At 59.0% G+C, this 17,113-nt stretch carries 20 protein-coding genes and 1 tRNA gene; 11 read left to right on the top strand and 10 right to left on the bottom strand.

Annotated features, from left to right (window positions below; genetic code table 11):
* Positions 1-13 precede the first annotated feature (13 nt).
* Positions 14-421, top strand: coding sequence for a cytochrome c (locus tag NOR97_RS10955; protein WP_257599110.1), 408 nt, complete (start codon positions 14-16; stop codon positions 419-421).
* On the opposite strand, the gene NOR97_RS10950 is transcribed toward NOR97_RS10955, so the two are convergent.
* Complete coding sequence (locus tag NOR97_RS10950; protein WP_257599109.1) at positions 418-1,110, bottom strand: hypothetical protein; 693 nt, start codon at positions 1,108-1,110, stop codon at positions 418-420. The two genes, NOR97_RS10955 and NOR97_RS10950, sit on opposite strands and share 4 nt — an antisense overlap.
* Positions 1,111-1,152: 42 nt before the next feature.
* Positions 1,153-1,815, bottom strand: a complete 663-nt coding sequence (locus NOR97_RS10945; RefSeq protein WP_257599108.1) for a DNA-3-methyladenine glycosylase I — start codon at positions 1,813-1,815, stop codon at positions 1,153-1,155.
* Positions 1,816-2,234: 419 nt separating this feature from the next.
* Here NOR97_RS10945 and NOR97_RS10940 point away from each other — a divergent pair, with 419 nt between their 5' ends.
* The 5 genes from NOR97_RS10940 to NOR97_RS10920 all read left to right on the top strand — a co-directional run bounded on the left by NOR97_RS10940 (position 2,235) and on the right by NOR97_RS10920 (position 7,670).
* On the top strand, positions 2,235-3,185 hold the full coding sequence (locus NOR97_RS10940; protein ID WP_170343679.1) for an ABC transporter substrate-binding protein: 951 nt from the start codon (positions 2,235-2,237) through the stop codon (positions 3,183-3,185).
* A 10-nt stretch (positions 3,186-3,195) separates the two neighbouring features.
* Entirely contained in the window at positions 3,196-4,245 is a 1,050-nt protein-coding gene (locus tag NOR97_RS10935) for a glycine betaine/L-proline ABC transporter ATP-binding protein (RefSeq protein WP_257599107.1), read from the top strand.
* Positions 4,242-6,308 (top strand): proline/glycine betaine ABC transporter permease, encoded by a 2,067-nt coding sequence (locus NOR97_RS10930; RefSeq protein ID WP_257599106.1) that lies wholly within the window; start codon positions 4,242-4,244, stop codon positions 6,306-6,308. The genes NOR97_RS10935 and NOR97_RS10930 overlap by 4 nt, the downstream gene beginning before the upstream one ends.
* A 104-nt stretch (positions 6,309-6,412) precedes the next feature.
* Positions 6,413-7,078, top strand: a complete 666-nt coding sequence (locus NOR97_RS10925) for an NnrU family protein (protein ID WP_257599105.1) — start codon at positions 6,413-6,415, stop codon at positions 7,076-7,078.
* A 70-nt stretch (positions 7,079-7,148) separates the two neighbouring features.
* Positions 7,149-7,670: a DUF2478 domain-containing protein gene (locus NOR97_RS10920; protein ID WP_257599104.1), complete on the top strand. Its 522-nt coding sequence runs from the start codon at positions 7,149-7,151 to the stop codon at positions 7,668-7,670.
* Positions 7,671-7,748: 78 nt separating this feature from the next.
* Here NOR97_RS10920 and NOR97_RS10915 read toward each other — a convergent pair whose 3' ends face one another.
* A complete protein-coding gene (locus NOR97_RS10915; protein WP_257599103.1) occupies positions 7,749-8,423 on the bottom strand; it encodes a hypothetical protein in 675 nt (224 codons plus the stop codon).
* A 151-nt stretch (positions 8,424-8,574) separates the two neighbouring features.
* A tRNA-Tyr gene (locus NOR97_RS10910) sits at positions 8,575-8,658 on the bottom strand.
* 116 nt (positions 8,659-8,774) lie between these two features.
* Between NOR97_RS10910 and rlmB the strand changes: the two genes are divergently transcribed.
* From rlmB to NOR97_RS10890, 4 genes are all read left to right on the top strand, one after another.
* Positions 8,775-9,545, top strand: a complete 771-nt coding sequence (gene rlmB, locus NOR97_RS10905; RefSeq protein WP_170343685.1) for a 23S rRNA (guanosine(2251)-2'-O)-methyltransferase RlmB — start codon at positions 8,775-8,777, stop codon at positions 9,543-9,545.
* A 17-nt stretch (positions 9,546-9,562) separates the two neighbouring features.
* A complete protein-coding gene (locus NOR97_RS21215; protein WP_257600867.1) occupies positions 9,563-9,844 on the top strand; it encodes a hypothetical protein in 282 nt (93 codons plus the stop codon).
* Positions 9,845-9,941: 97 nt separating this feature from the next.
* Complete coding sequence (locus NOR97_RS10895) at positions 9,942-10,400, top strand: YHS domain-containing (seleno)protein (protein WP_257599102.1); 459 nt, start codon at positions 9,942-9,944, stop codon at positions 10,398-10,400.
* A gap of 196 nt (positions 10,401-10,596) precedes the next feature.
* On the top strand, positions 10,597-11,067 hold the full coding sequence (locus tag NOR97_RS10890) for a CoA-binding protein (protein ID WP_257599101.1): 471 nt from the start codon (positions 10,597-10,599) through the stop codon (positions 11,065-11,067).
* On the opposite strand, the gene NOR97_RS10885 is transcribed toward NOR97_RS10890, so the two are convergent.
* The 4 genes from NOR97_RS10885 to NOR97_RS10870 form a co-directional block, all read right to left on the bottom strand.
* Entirely contained in the window at positions 11,064-11,636 is a 573-nt protein-coding gene (locus tag NOR97_RS10885; protein ID WP_257599100.1) for a hypothetical protein, read from the bottom strand. The two genes, NOR97_RS10890 and NOR97_RS10885, sit on opposite strands and share 4 nt — an antisense overlap.
* A gap of 69 nt (positions 11,637-11,705) precedes the next feature.
* Positions 11,706-12,023 (bottom strand): phosphoribosyl-ATP diphosphatase, encoded by a 318-nt coding sequence (locus NOR97_RS10880; protein ID WP_170343689.1) that lies wholly within the window; start codon positions 12,021-12,023, stop codon positions 11,706-11,708.
* A complete protein-coding gene (gene hisF / locus NOR97_RS10875; RefSeq protein WP_117872606.1) occupies positions 12,020-12,781 on the bottom strand; it encodes an imidazole glycerol phosphate synthase subunit HisF in 762 nt (253 codons plus the stop codon). The genes NOR97_RS10880 and hisF overlap by 4 nt, the downstream gene beginning before the upstream one ends.
* Positions 12,782-12,893: 112 nt before the next feature.
* Complete coding sequence (locus NOR97_RS10870) at positions 12,894-15,116, bottom strand: fused MFS/spermidine synthase (RefSeq protein ID WP_257599099.1); 2,223 nt, start codon at positions 15,114-15,116, stop codon at positions 12,894-12,896.
* Positions 15,117-15,342: 226 nt separating this feature from the next.
* On the opposite strand from NOR97_RS10870, the gene NOR97_RS10865 reads away from it, so the two are divergent.
* Entirely contained in the window at positions 15,343-15,789 is a 447-nt protein-coding gene (locus NOR97_RS10865; RefSeq protein WP_254439951.1) for a DUF302 domain-containing protein, read from the top strand.
* Here NOR97_RS10865 and NOR97_RS10860 read toward each other — a convergent pair.
* Positions 15,786-16,265 (bottom strand): DUF2867 domain-containing protein, encoded by a 480-nt coding sequence (locus NOR97_RS10860; RefSeq protein WP_257599098.1) that lies wholly within the window; start codon positions 16,263-16,265, stop codon positions 15,786-15,788. The genes NOR97_RS10865 and NOR97_RS10860 overlap by 4 nt on opposite strands.
* 4 nt (positions 16,266-16,269) lie before the next feature.
* Positions 16,270-16,992, bottom strand: a complete 723-nt coding sequence (gene hisA, locus NOR97_RS10855; protein WP_170343691.1) for a 1-(5-phosphoribosyl)-5-[(5-phosphoribosylamino)methylideneamino]imidazole-4-carboxamide isomerase — start codon at positions 16,990-16,992, stop codon at positions 16,270-16,272.
* Positions 16,993-17,113 lie beyond the last annotated feature (121 nt).

The raw sequence follows: 17,113 nt of genomic DNA, 5'->3' as shown, positions 1-17,113 counted from the left end.
GCAGGAGGATACGATGTTCAAGGCAACAATCAGTGTGCTGGTTCTTGGGGTTTCGGCTGCTGCCTCGCAGGCCGCCTGGGCTCAGGACGCGAAGACCGGAGAAGAACTATATATGCACCATTGCGCGACCTGCCATGGGATCGATGCAATGGGGCAGGGTCCGATGGCGGCCGTGCTGGTGGTTCAACCAAGCGATCTGACCGCTTTGTCCAACGAGGAAGGCGTGTTCCCGACTGCCCGCGTTGTCGCCCGCATTGATGGTCGGGACCCGTTGATCAGCCATGGTAGCCCGATGCCGGTTTATGGTCCTTATTTTGACGGGCAGGACACATCCATGAAAACGCCGCAGGGGCAGCCAATTCTGACGAGCCAGCCCATCGTGGATCTGGTGGCCTATCTGGAGACCCTTCAGCAGAACTAGGTTCCGCTGCAAATTCCGTCGATCTCGGCCTCGCTCCAGGGAAGCAGGATTGCGCGCTCTCGCCCTTTTTGCGGAAGCGGGGACAGATCAAAATGCGCGCTCAGCATCGTGTGCAGCCGTTTGGTTCGGGTGGCCTGAGGGTCCAGCGCACGGCAGCAAACGTATTCCTCGACGATGGCGCCCTGCTGTTCAAACCCGTAGGACAGGAAGTCCGGCGAGGTTTCGAGGTCAAAAAGATACGGGTCGCTGCGCCCACCATGTTCCGCCGCTGCTCGCAACGGGTGGTAACCGGTAGTCCGGCGATTCTGCCACTGCCAGACATGCGTCAGTTCATGGGCCAGCAGCATCGCGGCCACCAGGTTCATCTGATCCGGGAAATCGGACATATAGTCTTCCAGATACCAGTCGCGCGCAAAGTAGACCTTGTTGAACAGGGCCACGGCTGCTGGCCTGCCTGTCACCAACCCGGGTTCCACCGGAGGAAGGATACGCTCGCGGCAGGCCAGACGTGGGCGCTCCTCGCGGAAATACGTCACATTGGCAACCGGCGCACCTTGGACCAATCGCACGCTGTCAAGGTTCAGGGTTTCGCCCTGAATGGCATCCGCAAAATCACGCTCTTGCTTTGTCAATTGACGACCGCAGGAGGGCAGCAACAAAAGAGCACACAGGAATACGCGCAGAACCATGAGGTGAATCCTAGTCCGCTGCCTGCAATCCGCAAACCGTTTTCACAGGCTCATGGCCAGAACGCGGCTGATTTCCGTCAAAGACCGGCCGGATTGATCCATCCAGGAATTGAAGGCCCGTTGCACCGCCGCCATGGCTTTTTTCGACGTGGCGGGCTTGTCGATCACGCCTTCGGCGATCAGACGGGCGGTCACGTCCCGCGACAGAATGAAACTGTCGCGCCCCGCAAAGCGCATCGCATATTGCGCCGAAGCCCCGCCAAGACGGGATCCGCGTTTGGCCAGCATGGCAAGAAGGCTGACATAGTCATCCGAGGGCCAGCCCCCCAGAACCTGGCCTGCGCCGCCTTCGTCGCGCAGTTCCAAAAGGAACGCCGCGTTGTCCCGCACTGCTGCGATCTTGGTTCCATTGCGGACAATGCGTGTGTCTTGCAGCAGGGAATCGAACTTTTCATCATCCATGAACGCACATCGGCCCACATCGAAACCGTCAAAGGCGGCTTCGAATCCTTCCCATTTGTTTTCGATGACCTTCCAGTTGAAACCGGCCTGAAAGACGCATTTCGTGATGATCGATAGCCACCGGTCCTCGGGCATCGCCGCCAGTTCTTCGTGGCTTTTGGGCTTGGTCAGCTGTGCTTCAAAGGCTTCGACCCCACCGTGGCGAGAGGCGGCAATATCAAAGATCTCTTCAAATGAACGCATAGACCCAACCTCAAAGCTGTCATGTGGAGAGTGTTTTGTTTTGCCTTCCTTTTGCAATGAGAATTTTGAGTGTTTGAAACTCACCCGACCGGAATTGAAACTCGGCCCGAACAAGAAAAAACTGTGAACTGTCAAAGAAATCCTCGACAAACGGGCTTAAAACGGTTTGTGATTGACTCGTCAGTCAATATTCCGGGCCCGGGGCTAGGGATAATGACGGGTCGGGCAGGGGCCTTTGCGGCGTCTGCGGGGAAACATCAACGGTTTGGCGGAAAGAAAACTGCGCCGTTACAAACTGATCACTTTCCTTTTCCGACTGAATTTGTGCATGTTGCGACATGGTATTGTCATCAGACAAAGATACCGGTGGGAAAAACCTCGCCGGGGTGGGCAAAACAAATAAGACAGGGAGAAAATCCATGAAAAAACTGAGTGTAAGCCTTATGGCCCTAACCGTTGCTGGCGCGGCGCATGCGGCGGACATGGGCGCCGTGGACGAGCCGATCAAACTGGCGATCAACGAATGGACTGGTCAGCACGTGACCACGCATGTGGCGGGTGAGATGCTCAAGGCAGCCGGTTACAAAGTGGAGTATGTGACCGCCGGCATGATGAACCAGTTTCAGGCTCTGGCCGATGGAGACATCGACGCGACGCTGGAAATCTGGTCGTCCAACGTGTCGGATGAATATGCCAAGAAGATCGAGGAAGGCACTGTTGTCGAAATCGGCGATCTTGGCCTGGATGCCAAGGAAGGTATCGCATACCCGGCGCATGTCGCTGATCTGTGCCCTGGCTTGCCTGCGTGGGAAGCGCTGAAAGACTGCGCGCAGGTGTTCGCCACGGCGGAAACTCTGCCCGGTGGCCGTCTGGTCGATTATCCGGCCGACTGGGGCACACCTGGCGCGGATCGCATGGCGGGCCTTGAGCTGCCGTTCAAGGCTGTTCCCGCCGGTTCCGAAGGTGCCTTGATCGCCGAACTTCGGGCTTCGACCGAGCGCAAGTCGCCACTGTTGATCACATTCTGGCAGCCCCACTGGGCGATGTCTGCCTATGACGTGCAGTTCGTTGAACTGCCCGCAGGTGAAGAGGCATGCTTTAATGATCCGGCGTGGGGTCCGAACCCGAACGCGGTGAACGATTGCGACTTTTCGCCATCGCGCATCTTCAAAGCCGGCTGGAGCGGTATGGAAGAGAAATGGCCCGCCGCCTATGAAATCCTGTCCAACTATCAACTGGCGGTCGAAGACCAGCAGCCGATGATGGGCGCGATCGATGTTGACGGCGGAAAGGTCGAAGAAGTCGTCGCCGCCTGGATGGCCGAGAACGAAGGCAAGTGGCGTCCGGTCGTAGACGCAGCAATCCAGTGAGCGCACGTAAGTGACTGACGCGAACATGCCAGCCATCGCCTGCCGGAATCTCTGGCAGGTCTTTGGCCCCGGCGCTGACAAAGCCCTGACCGACGCGCTGTCTCGGTCAGGGAACGACGCCGAAAAAGCCGCCGCCGACCTGCGGGAAAGCGGGTATATCCCCGCCGTTCAGGACGCCAATTTCGAGGTCAAGGAAGGCGAGTTGTTCGTCATCATGGGCCTGTCGGGCTCGGGTAAATCCACTCTGATCCGCTGTATCTCGCAACTGTTGCCCGGCACCGGCGGTGAAATTCGGGTCGATGGCGAGAATGTCATAGGCGCCTCGAAAAAGGCCCTGACCGAGCTGCGCCGAAAAAAACTGGGCATGGTGTTCCAGCATTTCGGCCTGTTCCCCCACATGACCGTTGCTGAAAATGTCGCATATCCTCTGCGCGTTCAGGGCGTCGGCAAAAAGGAACGGCTGGACCGCGCGCAGGAAGTGATCTCGCTGGTCGGCCTGGAAGGGCGCGAAGACAGCTTCCCCCGGCAACTGTCAGGTGGTCAGCGTCAGCGCGTGGGGATTGCGCGATCTTTGGCCGTGAACCCCGATATCTGGTTTCTGGACGAGCCGTTTTCTGCGCTTGATCCGCTGATCCGTCGCCAGTTGCAGGACGAATTCCTGCGCATACAGGCGACCCTGAAGAAGTCGATCGTCTTCATCACTCACGATATTCAGGAAGCGCTGAAGCTTGCTGACCGCATCGCCATCATGCGGGACGGCAAGATCGTACAGATCGGCACGCCCACGGATATCGTCCTGCGACCCGTTGATGACTATGTGCGCGAGTTTTCCAAGGATGTCGCCAAGGGCCAGCATGCCAAGGTCGCCTCGGTCATGCGGAGCGAGGCAGAATGTGGCCCGGATGATCCCGGCCTGACCACGTCGATGACACTGGACGCAGCCCTGGCCCATTGCATGGAGTTGTATGAACCCGTGCCGGTGCGGGATGCCGATGGCAATGTCGTCGGCACGGTGCACCCGTCTGATCTGGCTGCCGCACTTCAGGTGGATGAAACATGACCGCCTTGACTGACTTTCCGACGCAACGCAGCGCGCAGTTGACGGCCGGTGCCAAGGCCGCCCTGATCACGGTTGTCGTCGGTGCGGTCTGCCTTGCTCTGGAGGGCATCGCCCCATGGCTGGTCAAATGGCCCGCCGCGTGGGAATTGCCCGCAACCCAATGGGTGGGCGCGTTTCTGGACTGGTTTCTGAACCTGATCAAACCAGCGATGCGGTTGTTCTCGGATATGATGACCTATCCGATGAACTGGGCGAATTTCGTGCTTGGCAACACACCATGGCCCATCCTGATCGGGATCGTGACCGCGCTGGGCTGGTATCTGGGCGGCTTGCCCATGGCGGCGCTGGGCTTTTTGGGCCTCAGCTTTGTGTTGGCGTCAGGCTACTGGGCTGAGAGCATGAACACGCTGGCCTTGGTCGCGGTATCCGTTCCGGTGGCGTTGATATTGGGTGGTGGCATCGGCATCCTCGCCAATGAGGTGCCGCGGGTGAAATCCTTCGTTCAGGCCGTTCTGGATGTGATGCAGACCGTGCCGACCTTCGCATATCTCACGCCCCTGTTGTTGCTCTTTGGCTTTGGCCCCGTCGTCGGTCTGATCGCCTCGGCCATCTATGCAGCGCCGCCCATGGCGCGCAATGTGATGCTGGGGTTGGAGCGGGTCGAGCCCGAGATCAAAGAGGCCGCCATCATGTCTGGTGGCACCCGGTTTCAGCAACTGTTCCAGGTGGAAATCCCGGCGGCTGCGACGCAGATCATGGTGGGCGTGAACCAGTGCCTGATGGCGGCGCTGTCGATGGTGATCATCGCCGCCGTCATCGGTGGGTTCAACGACATCGGCTGGGAGGTCCTGCTGACCATGCGCAAGGCGCAGTTCGGGGAATCTCTGATGGCGGGTCTGGTCATCGTGGTCTTTGCCGTCGTCATAGATCGCATGAGCGGCACCCTGGCGACCGAGCGCAAACGTTATGACAGCCGGGTTGTCTGGGCGATGTTGGGTTTCGCCGTGGTCTTCACCGCCGCCTTCTGGGCCTGGCTGCCGAACCCATCCGAACTGACCTTGCTGGATCCGATGGCCGAGGCCGTGGACAGCGGCCTGACCGCGTTCACTCAGGCCAATGGCCCGTGGTTGGATGCGCTCAAGAACAATTCACTGTTCTATGTGCTGCTGCCTTTGCGGATCGGTCTGGATCAGGCTGTTCTGCCCTTTACCTGGGGTTTCCAGTGGACGCCGGGCATGAGCTTTGGTCTGTTCGCCGCAGGTGCCGGGATCGCGCTGTTGATGGCATGGCGTGGCCGGCTGACAGGAGGTCTGATCGTCCTGATCCTGATCGGGATGCTGGAAACCGGCATTGCCAACCTGCCGTGGCCCTTTGTCCTGACCGGCGCCGCTGCTCTGGGCTGGGTCGCGGGGGGCTGGCGCCTGGCGGCGCTGTGCGTGGGGCTGCTTTGCACCATCCTCGTTTCGGGCCTGTGGGAGAGGGCGCTCTTGTCGCTCTACCTCAGCGGTGCGGCGGTGTTTTCCTGTGCCGTGGTCGGCGGCCTGATCGGCCTTGCCAGCGCGGTCTGGGAACCGGTCTGGAAAGTGGTCCGTCCGATCTGCGACATGTTGCAGACAATCCCTCTGTTCGTGTTCCTGATCCCGGTCCTCATGGTGTTCCAGATCGGCGAGTTCTCGGCCTTTCTGGCAATCTGTGCCTATGCGATCGTGCCCATGATCCGCTACACGCGGCACGGGCTGGTCAACACGCCGGACGAGATGATGGAGGCCGCGATTTCAAGCGGTGCGACCGAGTGGCAGATCATGCGCGACGTGCGCGCGCCTTATGCCGCGCCCACGATCCTGCTGGGACTGAACCAGACCATCCTCTATGCCTTTGCGATGCTGGTGATCGCCGCCCTGATCGGCACCACCGGTCTGGGCCAGTCGATCTATCTGGCGCTGGGTCAGGCGGATGTGGGCCTTGGCATTTCGGCCGGGGCCGCGATGGCGATTCTGGCGCTGATTGCCGACAGGATCGTGCAGGGGTTTGCCGAAGAACGCCGCGCGGCGCTCGGGTTGTAACACAGCACAGGGGCGGTGCCCCCGCCCCTGTGCTTGACTTGATTTCGGACAAGGATACCACCGCCATCCTGATCTAGACCGATCCCAATAACGCGGAGATCACCATGACCGGTTGGGTCCTATTCCTTGCAGCACTCATCACCTTCCTTCTCAGCCACGCGATTCCCGTTCGGCCCGCCATACGCGGACGGCTGATCGATACACTCGGACGCCGGGGGTATTTCACCGCTTATTCGGTTCTGTCGCTGGCCGTCCTGGCGTGGTTGATCATGGCCGCTGCAAACGCTCCTTATGTCGAGGTCATCCCGCCATTCGCGGTTTTGCGCTGGGCGCCGGTTCTGATCATGCCGGTGGTCTGCTGGCTGGCTGTCGCGGGGCTGATCATTCAGAACCCGTTCTCTTTCGGAGGGCTGGGCAATCGGCCCTTTGACCCAGAGCGGCCCGGTATCCTGCGCACCACCCGACACCCGATCCTTGCCGCGCTGATGCTGTGGGCGGTGGCACATCTGCTGGCCAATGGCAGCCTGTCACATGTGATTCTGTTCGGCCTGTTTGCCGGTTTCGCGGCCATGGGTATGGCCCTTGTCGACCGCCGCAAGTCGCGGGAAATGGGCTTTGAATGGGTCCGCTTGTCCCGCAACACGGCGCGGTTTTCACTGCGCGCACCGCGCCCCTGGCCACGTCCCGGGGTGTGGCTGGCCGCGCTTGCCGCCTATGCGGTTATGCTTCACCTGCACGCTCCTGTGATTGGCCTGTCCCCGCTTCCGTGAACGAGGGAGTGGCCGGGCGGTGCCTTGCGTGCTATTTGAAACGTCACAAACGAATTACAAGAGGTCCAAGATGCATCTGGCCTATGTCACCACCACCGATCGCGGCGCGACAGACCGCCTGCTGAGCGCCGTTGCGGAACGTCTGCTGGCGTCCGGCGCGAAACTGGCCGGTGTCGTGCAAACGAACACGGAATGTGCCGACAGCAGCAAATGCGATATGGACTTGCGCGTGCTGCCCGACGGTGAAACCATCCGCATTTCGCAGTCGCTGGGCACCCAGTCACGCGGCTGCCGTCTGGACCCCGCAGCGCTGGAACAGGCGGTGGGATATGTGACCGCCTCGCTTGAGGATGCGCCACAGCTGCTGATCATCAACAAGTTCGGCAAGCATGAATCCGATGGACGGGGGTTCCGCCCCGTGATCGGCGAAGCACTGGCGATGGATATCCCGGTTCTGGTCGGCGTGAACGGTTTGAACGAAGAGAAATTCCAGACCTTCGCGGATGGCGAGGCGGAAGCCCTGCCGGCGGATCTGGATGCAATCGAGGCGTGGTTCAACAAGGTCTCGGAACTGCGCCCGGCGGCGGAATAGAACCTTCCAAACTCTTGGTTAAGAAACAAAAAACGGCGCTGACAAACAATCAGCGCCGATTTTTGATGCTGGGTGGAACTAGGAAGCCTTAAGCCTGCGGTACCCGAACAGGCCCAGAACGGCCCCGAACAAAAGCAGCCCGCTTGCGGGCAGGGGGACCGGTGCGACAACAAGATTGTCCACATGAAATTCACCGCACCATTGGCTACACCAAGCAGTGTTTGGTGTGGTAGGATAAATGCCCCAGGTCGGTGCCGGGCTGTTAAATGTGATCTGCAACGCATCAATTGCTGAGAACGCGCCGTTGAGGCCAACTGTGCTTAACGCCATAGGTGCGAAGGTTTGGCTTGCCACGACCGCACCATTCCTCAACCCGGAAAAAGTCAGTGTCGGAAAAGCGGCAGGGCCTCCTGTCAGCCATTGGTAATAAGCTGAAGTCCCAAAAGTAGGCGCGGGGCCGGATCCAGTTGTGTATGCTAGGGACCACCCGACCAAGTCTACGGTATGCGCCGCGAACCTTTTTCCATCAACCGGCCTGATTGTTGTAGAAAGAACCCCGTTGTCATCGTGAAGGTTTATGAAGTTTCCGAAGTTGTAAACCGTCGCGTAATTGAATGTGTAACCTTGGCTTGTGCCTTGATTTATATTGGGGCCAACAGTTTGGTCGTTCGCAAGATCAATATCGAACGTAACGGTCAGCGCATTCGCTGCGCCCGCGACACAAACGGCAAGCGCCGCCAAAAGCAGTCTCATAACAAATCCCTCGCAACTACGTGAACAGACTAGCGAGCGATGCCCGGTTTCGCAACTTTTACGAGTCTTTGCAGCCGTCATTGCGCGAATACGTGCAATTGAGAACGCGCTGAAAATGCGCTGTGACCATCTTTGAAACCTGCTGGAAAGATGGTGGGCGACCCTGGAATCGAACCAGGCGTGCGTCTCCGCGAGGGAGTTACAGTCCCCTGCCACACCTTGCGGCCTGTCGCCCACTGTCAGGCGTTGCACCTGACGTGGAGGCGTGATTACTAGCGCACCAAAGGAGCGTCAACAGGAAAATTTCGCTTTGGCGCAGGAAACCGAACTCTTGGCCCGGAGGCCTGAAAAATGAAGAAACCCAAATGGGTCGTTGAGAAGGAACAGGCGCGCAAGGCCGCGGCTGCTGAAACCGTTTGGCTGTTCGGTCTGCATGCGGTTCGCGACGCCTTGATGAACCCAAATCGGCAGAAACTGCGCCTGATCGTAACGCGCAATGCGCGGGATAAACTGGCGGAAGCGATTGAATTCTCTGGTATCGAGCCCGAGATGGCTGATCCGCGCAAGTTTACGGCGCCCATTGATGCAGGCTCGGTGCACCAGGGGGCCGCGCTGGAGGTGAAACCACTGGACTGGGGCGGTCTGGCCGAAAACTGCATCGGTCGGGAAAACCCGCGCGTCATTCTTCTGGACCGCGTCACGGACCCGCACAATGTCGGTGCGATTCTGCGTTCGGCCGAGGTTCTGGGTGCCAGTGCCGTGATTGGCACGCGCCACCATTCCGCGCCCGAGACCGGGGCACTGGCAAAAACCGCCAGCGGCGCGCTGGAGCGTCAACCTTACCTGCGGATGCGCAACCTTGCCGACACAATTGTTGAACTACAGAATATGGGATTTCTGGTCCTTGGGCTGGACGGAGAAGCAGACGTGACGATCGAAGGCGCGCTGAGCGACGGTCGGGACCGCCCCGTCGCACTTGTTCTTGGGGCGGAAGGCCCGGGATTGCGCCAAAAGACGAAGGAAACCGTGGATCAATTGGTGAAAATTGACGCAGCCGGGGGATTCGGATCGCTGAATGTCTCAAATGCGGCGGCAATCGCCCTATATGCATCCCGGCCCTGACAAAAAAGGAGAGCGCTATTCCCGGTCCATCAAAAATCGCGACCTGCTGCTATTGCGGGACCCGGGCAGCGTTGGTCCTGAGGGGCAAGGAGCGGCACGAGCTGAGCTGTTCCAGTTGTGGCGCACCTCTGCATGATCTGAAGATGCTGCCCAAGCGGAAGGCCGCGCCTTCCAAAACGGTGCGATCTGCGGTTTCTCACACCCCTCCGCGGAAGGCCAAGCGAAAAAAGAAGAAAAAGAGCATGTTCTCGCGCGTATTCGATGAAGCCTTGGATGTGATCGAAGATATCTTTGATTGAACGAATTTGGGTGAAGAGCGTTCACATCCACGTCAACAGGGGTTCCGCATGCAGCAAAAAATTGCATCTTCATACCCCAATGAATTCAGATTCTGACATGACAATGCTGACCCGACGTTCCACACTTGGCGCGCTGTGCGCTTTTTTTCTGGCGCCTGCCACGTATGCGCAGGAAAGGCCCGTGTACTACACCACCGAAGGGGTGGCGTTGGCCGGGTATGATGCCGTATCCTTTTTCGACAGTTCTACGCCCATCATGGGCATGCCCGAGAATTCCGTGATGTGGAAAGGAGCGCGGTGGCATTTCACCTCGCAGGAGAATCGCGAACTTTTCGAAAGCAACCCCCGTGCTTTCGCGCCGCAGTTCGGCGGGTATTGTTCATATGCGATGGCGATGGGCGTTCTGAAGAGTGCAGACCCCAAGGCCTGGAAAGTTGTGGATGGTCGTCTGTACCTGACGCACTCGATCGAAATCGAAGAAGTCTGGCAGCGGGATCAGGCAGAATACATTGAGATGGCTGAACAAAACTGGCCGGCACTCCTCTATCAGGAATGATCGGGAATCAGGCAATCGTGAAGAGTCATCACAAAAATGCGCCGCTCCTCTTTTTTTTCCCAAATATATGCCTAAATGTCACAGTGACCGCGGAATGGAACTGCCGCGGGTCATTTCACTGTCCCTCGTTCCAACAACTGGCGCCCAAGACTTCTTGGGCGCTTTTTTCTTTTTGGAACCCTGCTAAGGATAGGGCATGTCAGACTATTCCGATCAGCACCTGAGAACCATTCTGCAACGCACCAAGACCGTTGCCGTTGTCGGGGTGTCCATGAACCCGGTGCGACCCAGCTATTACGTCGCCCGCTACCTTTCGTTGAAAGGGTTCAACGTGATCCCGGTCAATCCGGGCCATGCCGGGAAAGACCTGTTTGGCCAGACGGTACGAGGCAGCCTTTCGGAAATATCCGAACCCGTGGACATGGTAGACATCTTCCGGCGGTCCGAATCCGTGCCGCCCATTGTGGACGAAGCGTTGGATGCATTCCCGACGCTCGGCACGATCTGGATGCAGATCGGGGTTGAACACCCCGATGCGGCAGCCAAGGCCGAGGCCCGCGGTGTTGACGTGGTGATGAACCGCTGTCCGAAGATCGAATATCAGCGCCTGTTTGGCGAGCTGCGCATGGGCGGGTTTTCCACCGGGATCATCTCGTCCAAGCTTTAGGGCGTTGCTGGCTGATATGGTTTCAGGCGGGCCACCTGTTCCTTTCGTCGTTTTTCCAGCACGACGTCACGTGGCACCCACTCATAACGGGTATCCTCGACAAGTGGTGCCCAGAACAACACCCCGCCATAGCGCCAGGGGTCCAGCACGACGCCCTCATACAACGACTCTCCCTTGCGACTGATAATCGCCGTGCTGTGGTCGATCCTCAGCGGATTGTCGGCGTTGGCGATGGCGCGGTGCAATTCCAGCGTCTGGAAGTTTTCCTGTTTCAGGCGACGCTCGATATCCTCGGCCCAATGCCAGCACAGACCACGCGGGCGCAATCCCTTGTTGACCTTTGCATTGTGGATCAGCGGCGGATCGGTGATCTGGTATTCGTCCACCAGCTGCGCGGTATAGGAATAGGCGACTTGCGCCGCCCGGCGGGCCTCTTCAGGATCGATATCCGGGCCAAGCCGCTGAATTTCGGCTGTCAGGCGTTGTACTTCACCCCCGGTCGAGGGGGGAGGCGCCGCACATGCCGCAACGGTGGCAAGCGTTGCCACAAGCATCAAAACTCGGATCATGTCGCGCCCTCGGCCTGTCATTCTGACGCCCGAGTATAGCGGCCGTTGCGGCGGCGCGGAACCCGGCCGTTACCCTTTGGGGCGGGCGGCTTTTTCGGCAATTCCGCTGATGCCCTGACGGCGCGCAAGCTCGGCCAGGACATCTTCCAGCGCCACGTCTCGCGCAGCCAGCATGACCAGCAGGTGGTACAGCACGTCTGCGGCTTCGGCGGTCAGCTTGGCCTGATCGCCCTTCGTGGCTTCGATGATGGCTTCGATGGCTTCTTCACCAAATTTCTCGGCGCATTTCTCGGGACCCTTTGCAAGCAGCTTGGCTGTCCAGCTTGAATCGGGATCCGCCCCTTTACGTGCCTCGATCGTGGCAGCAAGGTCGTGTAGAATACTCATGTCAGCCTCATCGGAATGCCAGCGGCGGCCATATGCTCTTTGGCTTCGCGGATCGTGTATTCGCCGAAATGGAAGATCGAGGCAGCAAGCACCGCACTCGCGCCGCCTTCGGTGACGCCTTCGACAAGATGGTCCAGATTGCCGACACCGCCGCTTGCGATCACGGGCACGTCCACAGCATCGGAAATCGCACGGGTCAGGGGCAGGTTGAAACCAGCTTTGGTGCCGTCGCGATCCATCGAGGTCAGCAGGATTTCTCCGGCGCCTTTGGCGACAACGGTTTTTGCGAATTCTACCGCGTCAATGCCCGTGGGCTTGCGTCCGCCATGGGTGAAAATCTCCCACTTGCCGGGACTGACCGTCTTGGCGTCGATGGCGCAGACGATGCACTGGCTGCCGAATTGATCTGCCGATTCCGCGATCACGTCGGGATTGGCAACGGCAGCCGAGTTGAAGCTGACCTTGTCTGCCCCTGCCAGCAACAGGGCGCGTACATCATCTTTGGTCCGAACGCCGCCGCCGACTGTCAGAGGTACAAAGCACTGCTCGGCCGTGCGCTGTACCACGTCGAACATGGTGCCGCGGTTTTCGTGGGTGGCGTGGATGTCCAGAAAACAGATCTCGTCCGCGCCTGCGGCGTCATACGCCTTGGCCGATTCCACGGGATCGCCGGCATCGCGCAGACCGACGAAATTCACGCCTTTGACCACGCGGCCATCGGCAACATCAAGGCAGGGAATGATCCGGGTCTTCAGCATCTGATCGTCCTTCTTTGCCGGACCTTTACCGACAAAGCGCCGCTGATGCCACAGACGTTTTGACGCCCATGGCCCGGATCGCACCGGCCATGGGCAGCGCGGGTGTCCAGCTTCAGTGATCCCGGTTCTTCAGCAGTTTCAGCGCCGAGAGCAAGTTTGCCTTGTCATCGGTCCAGGGCTGCGCACCGTCGGTTTCAACGACTTGCCAGTTTCCGTCCTGCACAAAACTCTCAATTCGGGATTTGTCCGGGCTCAGGATCACAACGCTGCTGGTGGCGGCTCCGGTTTCAACCTGCTCTTCGCCCACGGCCAGCCTTTGATGCGCAGCTGTCAGGTTCAAACTGTCGGCAATTCGGGCCAAAGGCTGGACCAGATCGTAGAACCGGTTCGTGATGTGGAACACCAGAACCCCATCGTCTGTCAGGCGGCTCGTGTACATCTCTACCGCCTCGCGTGTGATCAGGTGAAGCGGAATCGCGTCCGAGCTGTAAGCATCCAAGACCAGGATGTCGAAGGCAAATGGCTTTTGTTTCAGAACGATCCGGGCATCACCCAGATGGGTTTCGGAATCGGGTGTGCATTCCGACAGATAGGTGAACAGCGAAGGGTCGCGTGCGATCTGGTCAACGGTCGCGTCGATCTCGAAGAAGTCCCAGTTTTGCGAAGGCTGCCGGTAACAGGCCAGCGCCCCTGTTCCCAGACCGACAATTCCGATGCTGCTGGATTGTTTGCCGAAGTCCGACGTGATGACCTGCGCCATTGGTCCTTCGGGGTGATAATAGGACAGCGGTGTTGGCCGAGTGCCATATTCGGACTCGCGTTGCCAGCCATGCACCGTGGTGCCGTTCTTGTAGACGCGGTAGCCCTCACTTGAATACACCGAATGCACGCCGAAAAAGCTGCGATCTTCGAACACCGGATTGTTCTTTACTGCAAATGCAGGCAGCAGAACGACGGCAAGAACCACCGGGATACGCATGGCCTGTGCCCGGAACAGGTACAGCACCGCAAATATCAGCACGAACAGGGCGCCTGCGCGCGGGATGTCCGCACTCAGGGCCGCGACGCCCCGTGTCGCACCCGCGATGACGAGGATGAAAACACTTGCCGCAATGCCCATGATGACGTGGCGAAGGGCAAATCCCGGCGCGCGGACAAGGAACAATCCTCCGGCCAGGATCATGGTGATTGGCGCCTCCAACTCACGTGTGAAGGCAATTGGCGCAACGATCGAGTTGAACAGCCCGCCAATCGCTCCGCCCACCGAAAGGGCGATGTAGAACACGGTCAACTGCTCGGCTGACGGACGCATGTCGTAAAGCAGGCGGTGCGCAAAAAGAGCGATGACGAACAACACCGGGACATAGAGCAGGATAACCACCGGCGCGTCATGTTCGCTGACCACTTTGGACACCAGTACGACACCCGCCGCCAGCGCCGCCAGCATGGGCAGGTTCAAGGCGTCAAGCGTCAGGTGTTTCCATTTGGCGAAGGCAATGATGAAGGACAGGATGTAGACCGCCAGCGGAACGACCCAGATCAGCGGGAGAGCACCAAGGTCCGTGCTGACCCGCGTTGTGAAGGACAGCATCAAGGAAGAGGGGATGAAGGCGACGAACACCCAGATAGCGATCTGCCGCAGGGTGGGGAAACTGGCCTTGAGTGCTGTTTGCACCGAGGCCTCTGTGTGACGTGATCCCCGCAGGGCGATCATGCCACTGCCCAGCAAGAGCGCCCCGAACAGCACGAAGCCGATCAGCCAAACGCGGCTGATCTCAGCGGCGCCAAAAAATGGGTCTGCAACCAAGGGGAAAGCCAACAACGCCAGCAAAGATCCGACATTACTGGCGCTGTAAAGGAAATACGGATCATCCGCCGAAGGCCCGCCCGACTTGGCGTACCAAGCCTGCAACAGGGGCGCATTTGCCGACAATACCGCAAAAGGTACACCCACACCTACGGCGAACAGGCCAAGTGTTTGCAGCGCGGTCGAGGTCGAGGCGTCATAGCTCCAGCTTTCGCTGGTGGACAGCGGCAGGAAAGTCAGCGCTGCGACCCAGAATGCAAAATGGGTGATGATCTGCCAGCGCAAGGGCAGAAATTTGGTCAACAGATGCGCATAAACATACCCGAGTATCAGCACCACTTGAAAAAACAGCATTGCGGTCGTCCAGACCGCCGGCGCACCGCCGATCTTGGGAAGAACCAGCTTGGCAAAAAGCGGCTGGACAAAGAAAAGCAGACTGGCGCTCGTGAAAATCGCCGCGCAGAAGATCGCAATGGTTGCTGATCTGAATCTGGACGTGTTGGGAACGTCTAGGTTGGAAATACTCACGTGTACCACCCGGGTTGTTGTGTTTGACGAAGGAATTAAGCGGGGATTCCGCCCGAATTATGGCTCAACGCAGTAAAATGTTTGGCTTCTGGTCGGATTGTTCGCAAAAATAAGGGTAAAATGAGCATCTCCAATTCAGGCAAGGCTTTGCTGATGCCAGACTTGTGATTGTCAGAATTCCAAAACCTGTGAGAATTGGGGTGAATATTACAGAAGGAAAACCGATATGCGTAGCTTGATACTTGCTTCAATTCTTTCGTTCGGAGGGGCTTTGGCCGCCATGGCTGACGACATCATCAAAGTTCAAACGAACAAATCCGTAGCCGAAGCGCTGGATGCGCTGGAAGCGGCTGTTGGCAACGCAGGGGCCACCGTCTTCGCCCGCATCGACCACGCGGCCGGGGCGGAAAAGGTCGGTACGCCCATCCCGGCCAATCAAGTGCTGATTTTCGGCAATCCTGCGCTGGGCACGCCGGCCATGCAGATCGATCCGCGTGCAGGGTTGTTCCTGCCGCTCAAAGTGCAGGCGTACGAGGATGAGAACGGTCAGGTCTGGTTGGCCTATGAAGACCCCAAGGAAACGATGGACGAGTTGGATGACGTCGAAAAGTCACCAGTCATCGAGAAGATGCGCGGTGCGCTCGCCAAGTTGACCGCTGCCGCCGCGGGTTAAGACCGTTTTGGATCTGCGCTTGCGCTTTTCACACGCGCAAGCGCGTTTCGCGCGATCAGGATGTGAAACGGCAGGATCGCTGCAAGGTACAGGCGCCCGCCAAGGTTATGGCGACGGACCCACGTGGCCAGCGAGATGCGACCGTTTTCCGACAGGACGGAAACCCGGAAATCCAGGTGGCGATCGTTGAATCCTGCGATCACCTCGGTCCTGTCATCATGTTCAACCGGGAAAATACCCAACTTGTCGTCAGCATCCGGGCCGGTCGTACTGAGGTCAAAGGGTGTTACCAGCAGACCGCGCAGCCGAAGCAACGCCATCGCCCATCCGGGGAACGCGGTGATGATTTCCGCGGCCCGGCGCGGTGGAAGATCGGATTCGACGCTGAAGCAGTCCAGAAAGTCGCCGGTTTTGTACCGTTCGTGCAGCAGGCTTTGCGCGGACAGATCGGAACGCTTTACCGGCGAATGGAACATTGAACTATTCTCTGAGCGTCGTCAGAGCCTCTTTCAGATCAATCGCCCCATCATAAAGCGCACGTCCGGAAATGGCACCGTTCAGGGCTGCGCCACAATCGCGCAGGGCGATCAGATCGGCGATCGAGGAAACGCCGCCAGATGCGATGACCGGTATTTCAACCGCTTTGGCAAGCTCTGCGGTGGCCTCGACATTGGGGCCCTGCATCGCGCCGTCCCGGTTGATGTCGGTGTAGATGATCGCGGCCACGCCCGCGTCTTCGAAGCTGCGGGCCAGATCGGTTACCTGAACATTGGTTTCTTCGGCCCAACCCTTGGTGGCAACCAGACCGTTGCGCGCGTCGATGCCCACGGCGACCTTGCCGGGAAAGGCTTTGGCCGCTTCGCGCACCAGATCGGGGTTCTCGACCGCGACCGTGCCCAGAATAACCCGCGCCAGACCCTTTTCGATCCAGGTTTCGATGGTGGCCATGTCACGGATGCCACCGCCCAATTGCGCGGGCACGTCGCAGGTTTTCAGAATCGCTTCGACCGGGGCGGCGTTGACCGGCTCACCTGCAAAGGCGCCGTTCAGATCGACCAGATGCAGCCACTCGCACCCGGCCTCGACAAAAGCGCGCGCCTGCGCGGCGGGGTCTTCGTTGAACACGGTGGCTTTGTCCATTTCACCACGCAGCAGGCGCACGGCATTGCCGTCTTTGAGGTCGATGGCGGGGTAGAGGATCATGTCGGGCGGCCCTATATCTGTGTTGCACGCGCGGGATATCGCACAGCCGGGGCAGGGGATGCAACGCGACGCTGGGTCATTCTTGCCCGCAGCTGGTTGCCGGGTCAGACTGCTCGCAAAA

The organism is Ruegeria sp. YS9 (assembly GCF_024628725.1).
In the GTDB taxonomy this organism is placed as follows: Bacteria; Pseudomonadota; Alphaproteobacteria; order Rhodobacterales; family Rhodobacteraceae; genus Ruegeria; species Ruegeria atlantica_C.
This window is presented reverse-complemented; position numbering and strand designations above follow the sequence as displayed.

Bases quoted from the DNA above. Each gene is read 5' to 3' on its own strand.
- NOR97_RS10945 (WP_257599108.1), bottom strand. From the start codon at position 1,815: ATGCGTTCATTTGAAGAGATCTTTGATATTGCCGCCTCTCGCCACGGT.
- NOR97_RS10940 (WP_170343679.1), top strand. From the start codon at position 2,235: ATGAAAAAACTGAGTGTAAGCCTTATGGCCCTAACCGTTGCTGGCGCG.
- NOR97_RS10920 (WP_257599104.1), top strand. From the start codon at position 7,149: ATGCATCTGGCCTATGTCACCACCACCGATCGCGGCGCGACAGACCGC.
- NOR97_RS10915 (WP_257599103.1), bottom strand. From the start codon at position 8,423: ATGAGACTGCTTTTGGCGGCGCTTGCCGTTTGTGTCGCGGGCGCAGCG.
- NOR97_RS10890 (WP_257599101.1), top strand. From the start codon at position 10,597: ATGTCAGACTATTCCGATCAGCACCTGAGAACCATTCTGCAACGCACC.
- NOR97_RS10885 (WP_257599100.1), bottom strand. From the start codon at position 11,636: ATGATCCGAGTTTTGATGCTTGTGGCAACGCTTGCCACCGTTGCGGCA.
- hisF (WP_117872606.1), bottom strand. From the start codon at position 12,781: ATGCTGAAGACCCGGATCATTCCCTGCCTTGATGTTGCCGATGGCCGC.
- NOR97_RS10860 (WP_257599098.1), bottom strand. From the start codon at position 16,265: ATGTTCCATTCGCCGGTAAAGCGTTCCGATCTGTCCGCGCAAAGCCTG.
- NOR97_RS10880 (WP_170343689.1), bottom strand. From the start codon at position 12,023: ATGAGTATTCTACACGACCTTGCTGCCACGATCGAGGCACGTAAAGGG.
- hisA (WP_170343691.1), bottom strand. From the start codon at position 16,992: ATGATCCTCTACCCCGCCATCGACCTCAAAGACGGCAATGCCGTGCGC.
- rlmB (WP_170343685.1), top strand. From the start codon at position 8,775: ATGAAGAAACCCAAATGGGTCGTTGAGAAGGAACAGGCGCGCAAGGCC.
- NOR97_RS10865 (WP_254439951.1), top strand. From the start codon at position 15,343: ATGCGTAGCTTGATACTTGCTTCAATTCTTTCGTTCGGAGGGGCTTTG.
- NOR97_RS10925 (WP_257599105.1), top strand. From the start codon at position 6,413: ATGACCGGTTGGGTCCTATTCCTTGCAGCACTCATCACCTTCCTTCTC.
- NOR97_RS10950 (WP_257599109.1), bottom strand. From the start codon at position 1,110: ATGGTTCTGCGCGTATTCCTGTGTGCTCTTTTGTTGCTGCCCTCCTGC.
- NOR97_RS10955 (WP_257599110.1), top strand. From the start codon at position 14: ATGTTCAAGGCAACAATCAGTGTGCTGGTTCTTGGGGTTTCGGCTGCT.
- NOR97_RS10930 (WP_257599106.1), top strand. From the start codon at position 4,242: ATGACCGCCTTGACTGACTTTCCGACGCAACGCAGCGCGCAGTTGACG.
- NOR97_RS10895 (WP_257599102.1), top strand. From the start codon at position 9,942: ATGACAATGCTGACCCGACGTTCCACACTTGGCGCGCTGTGCGCTTTT.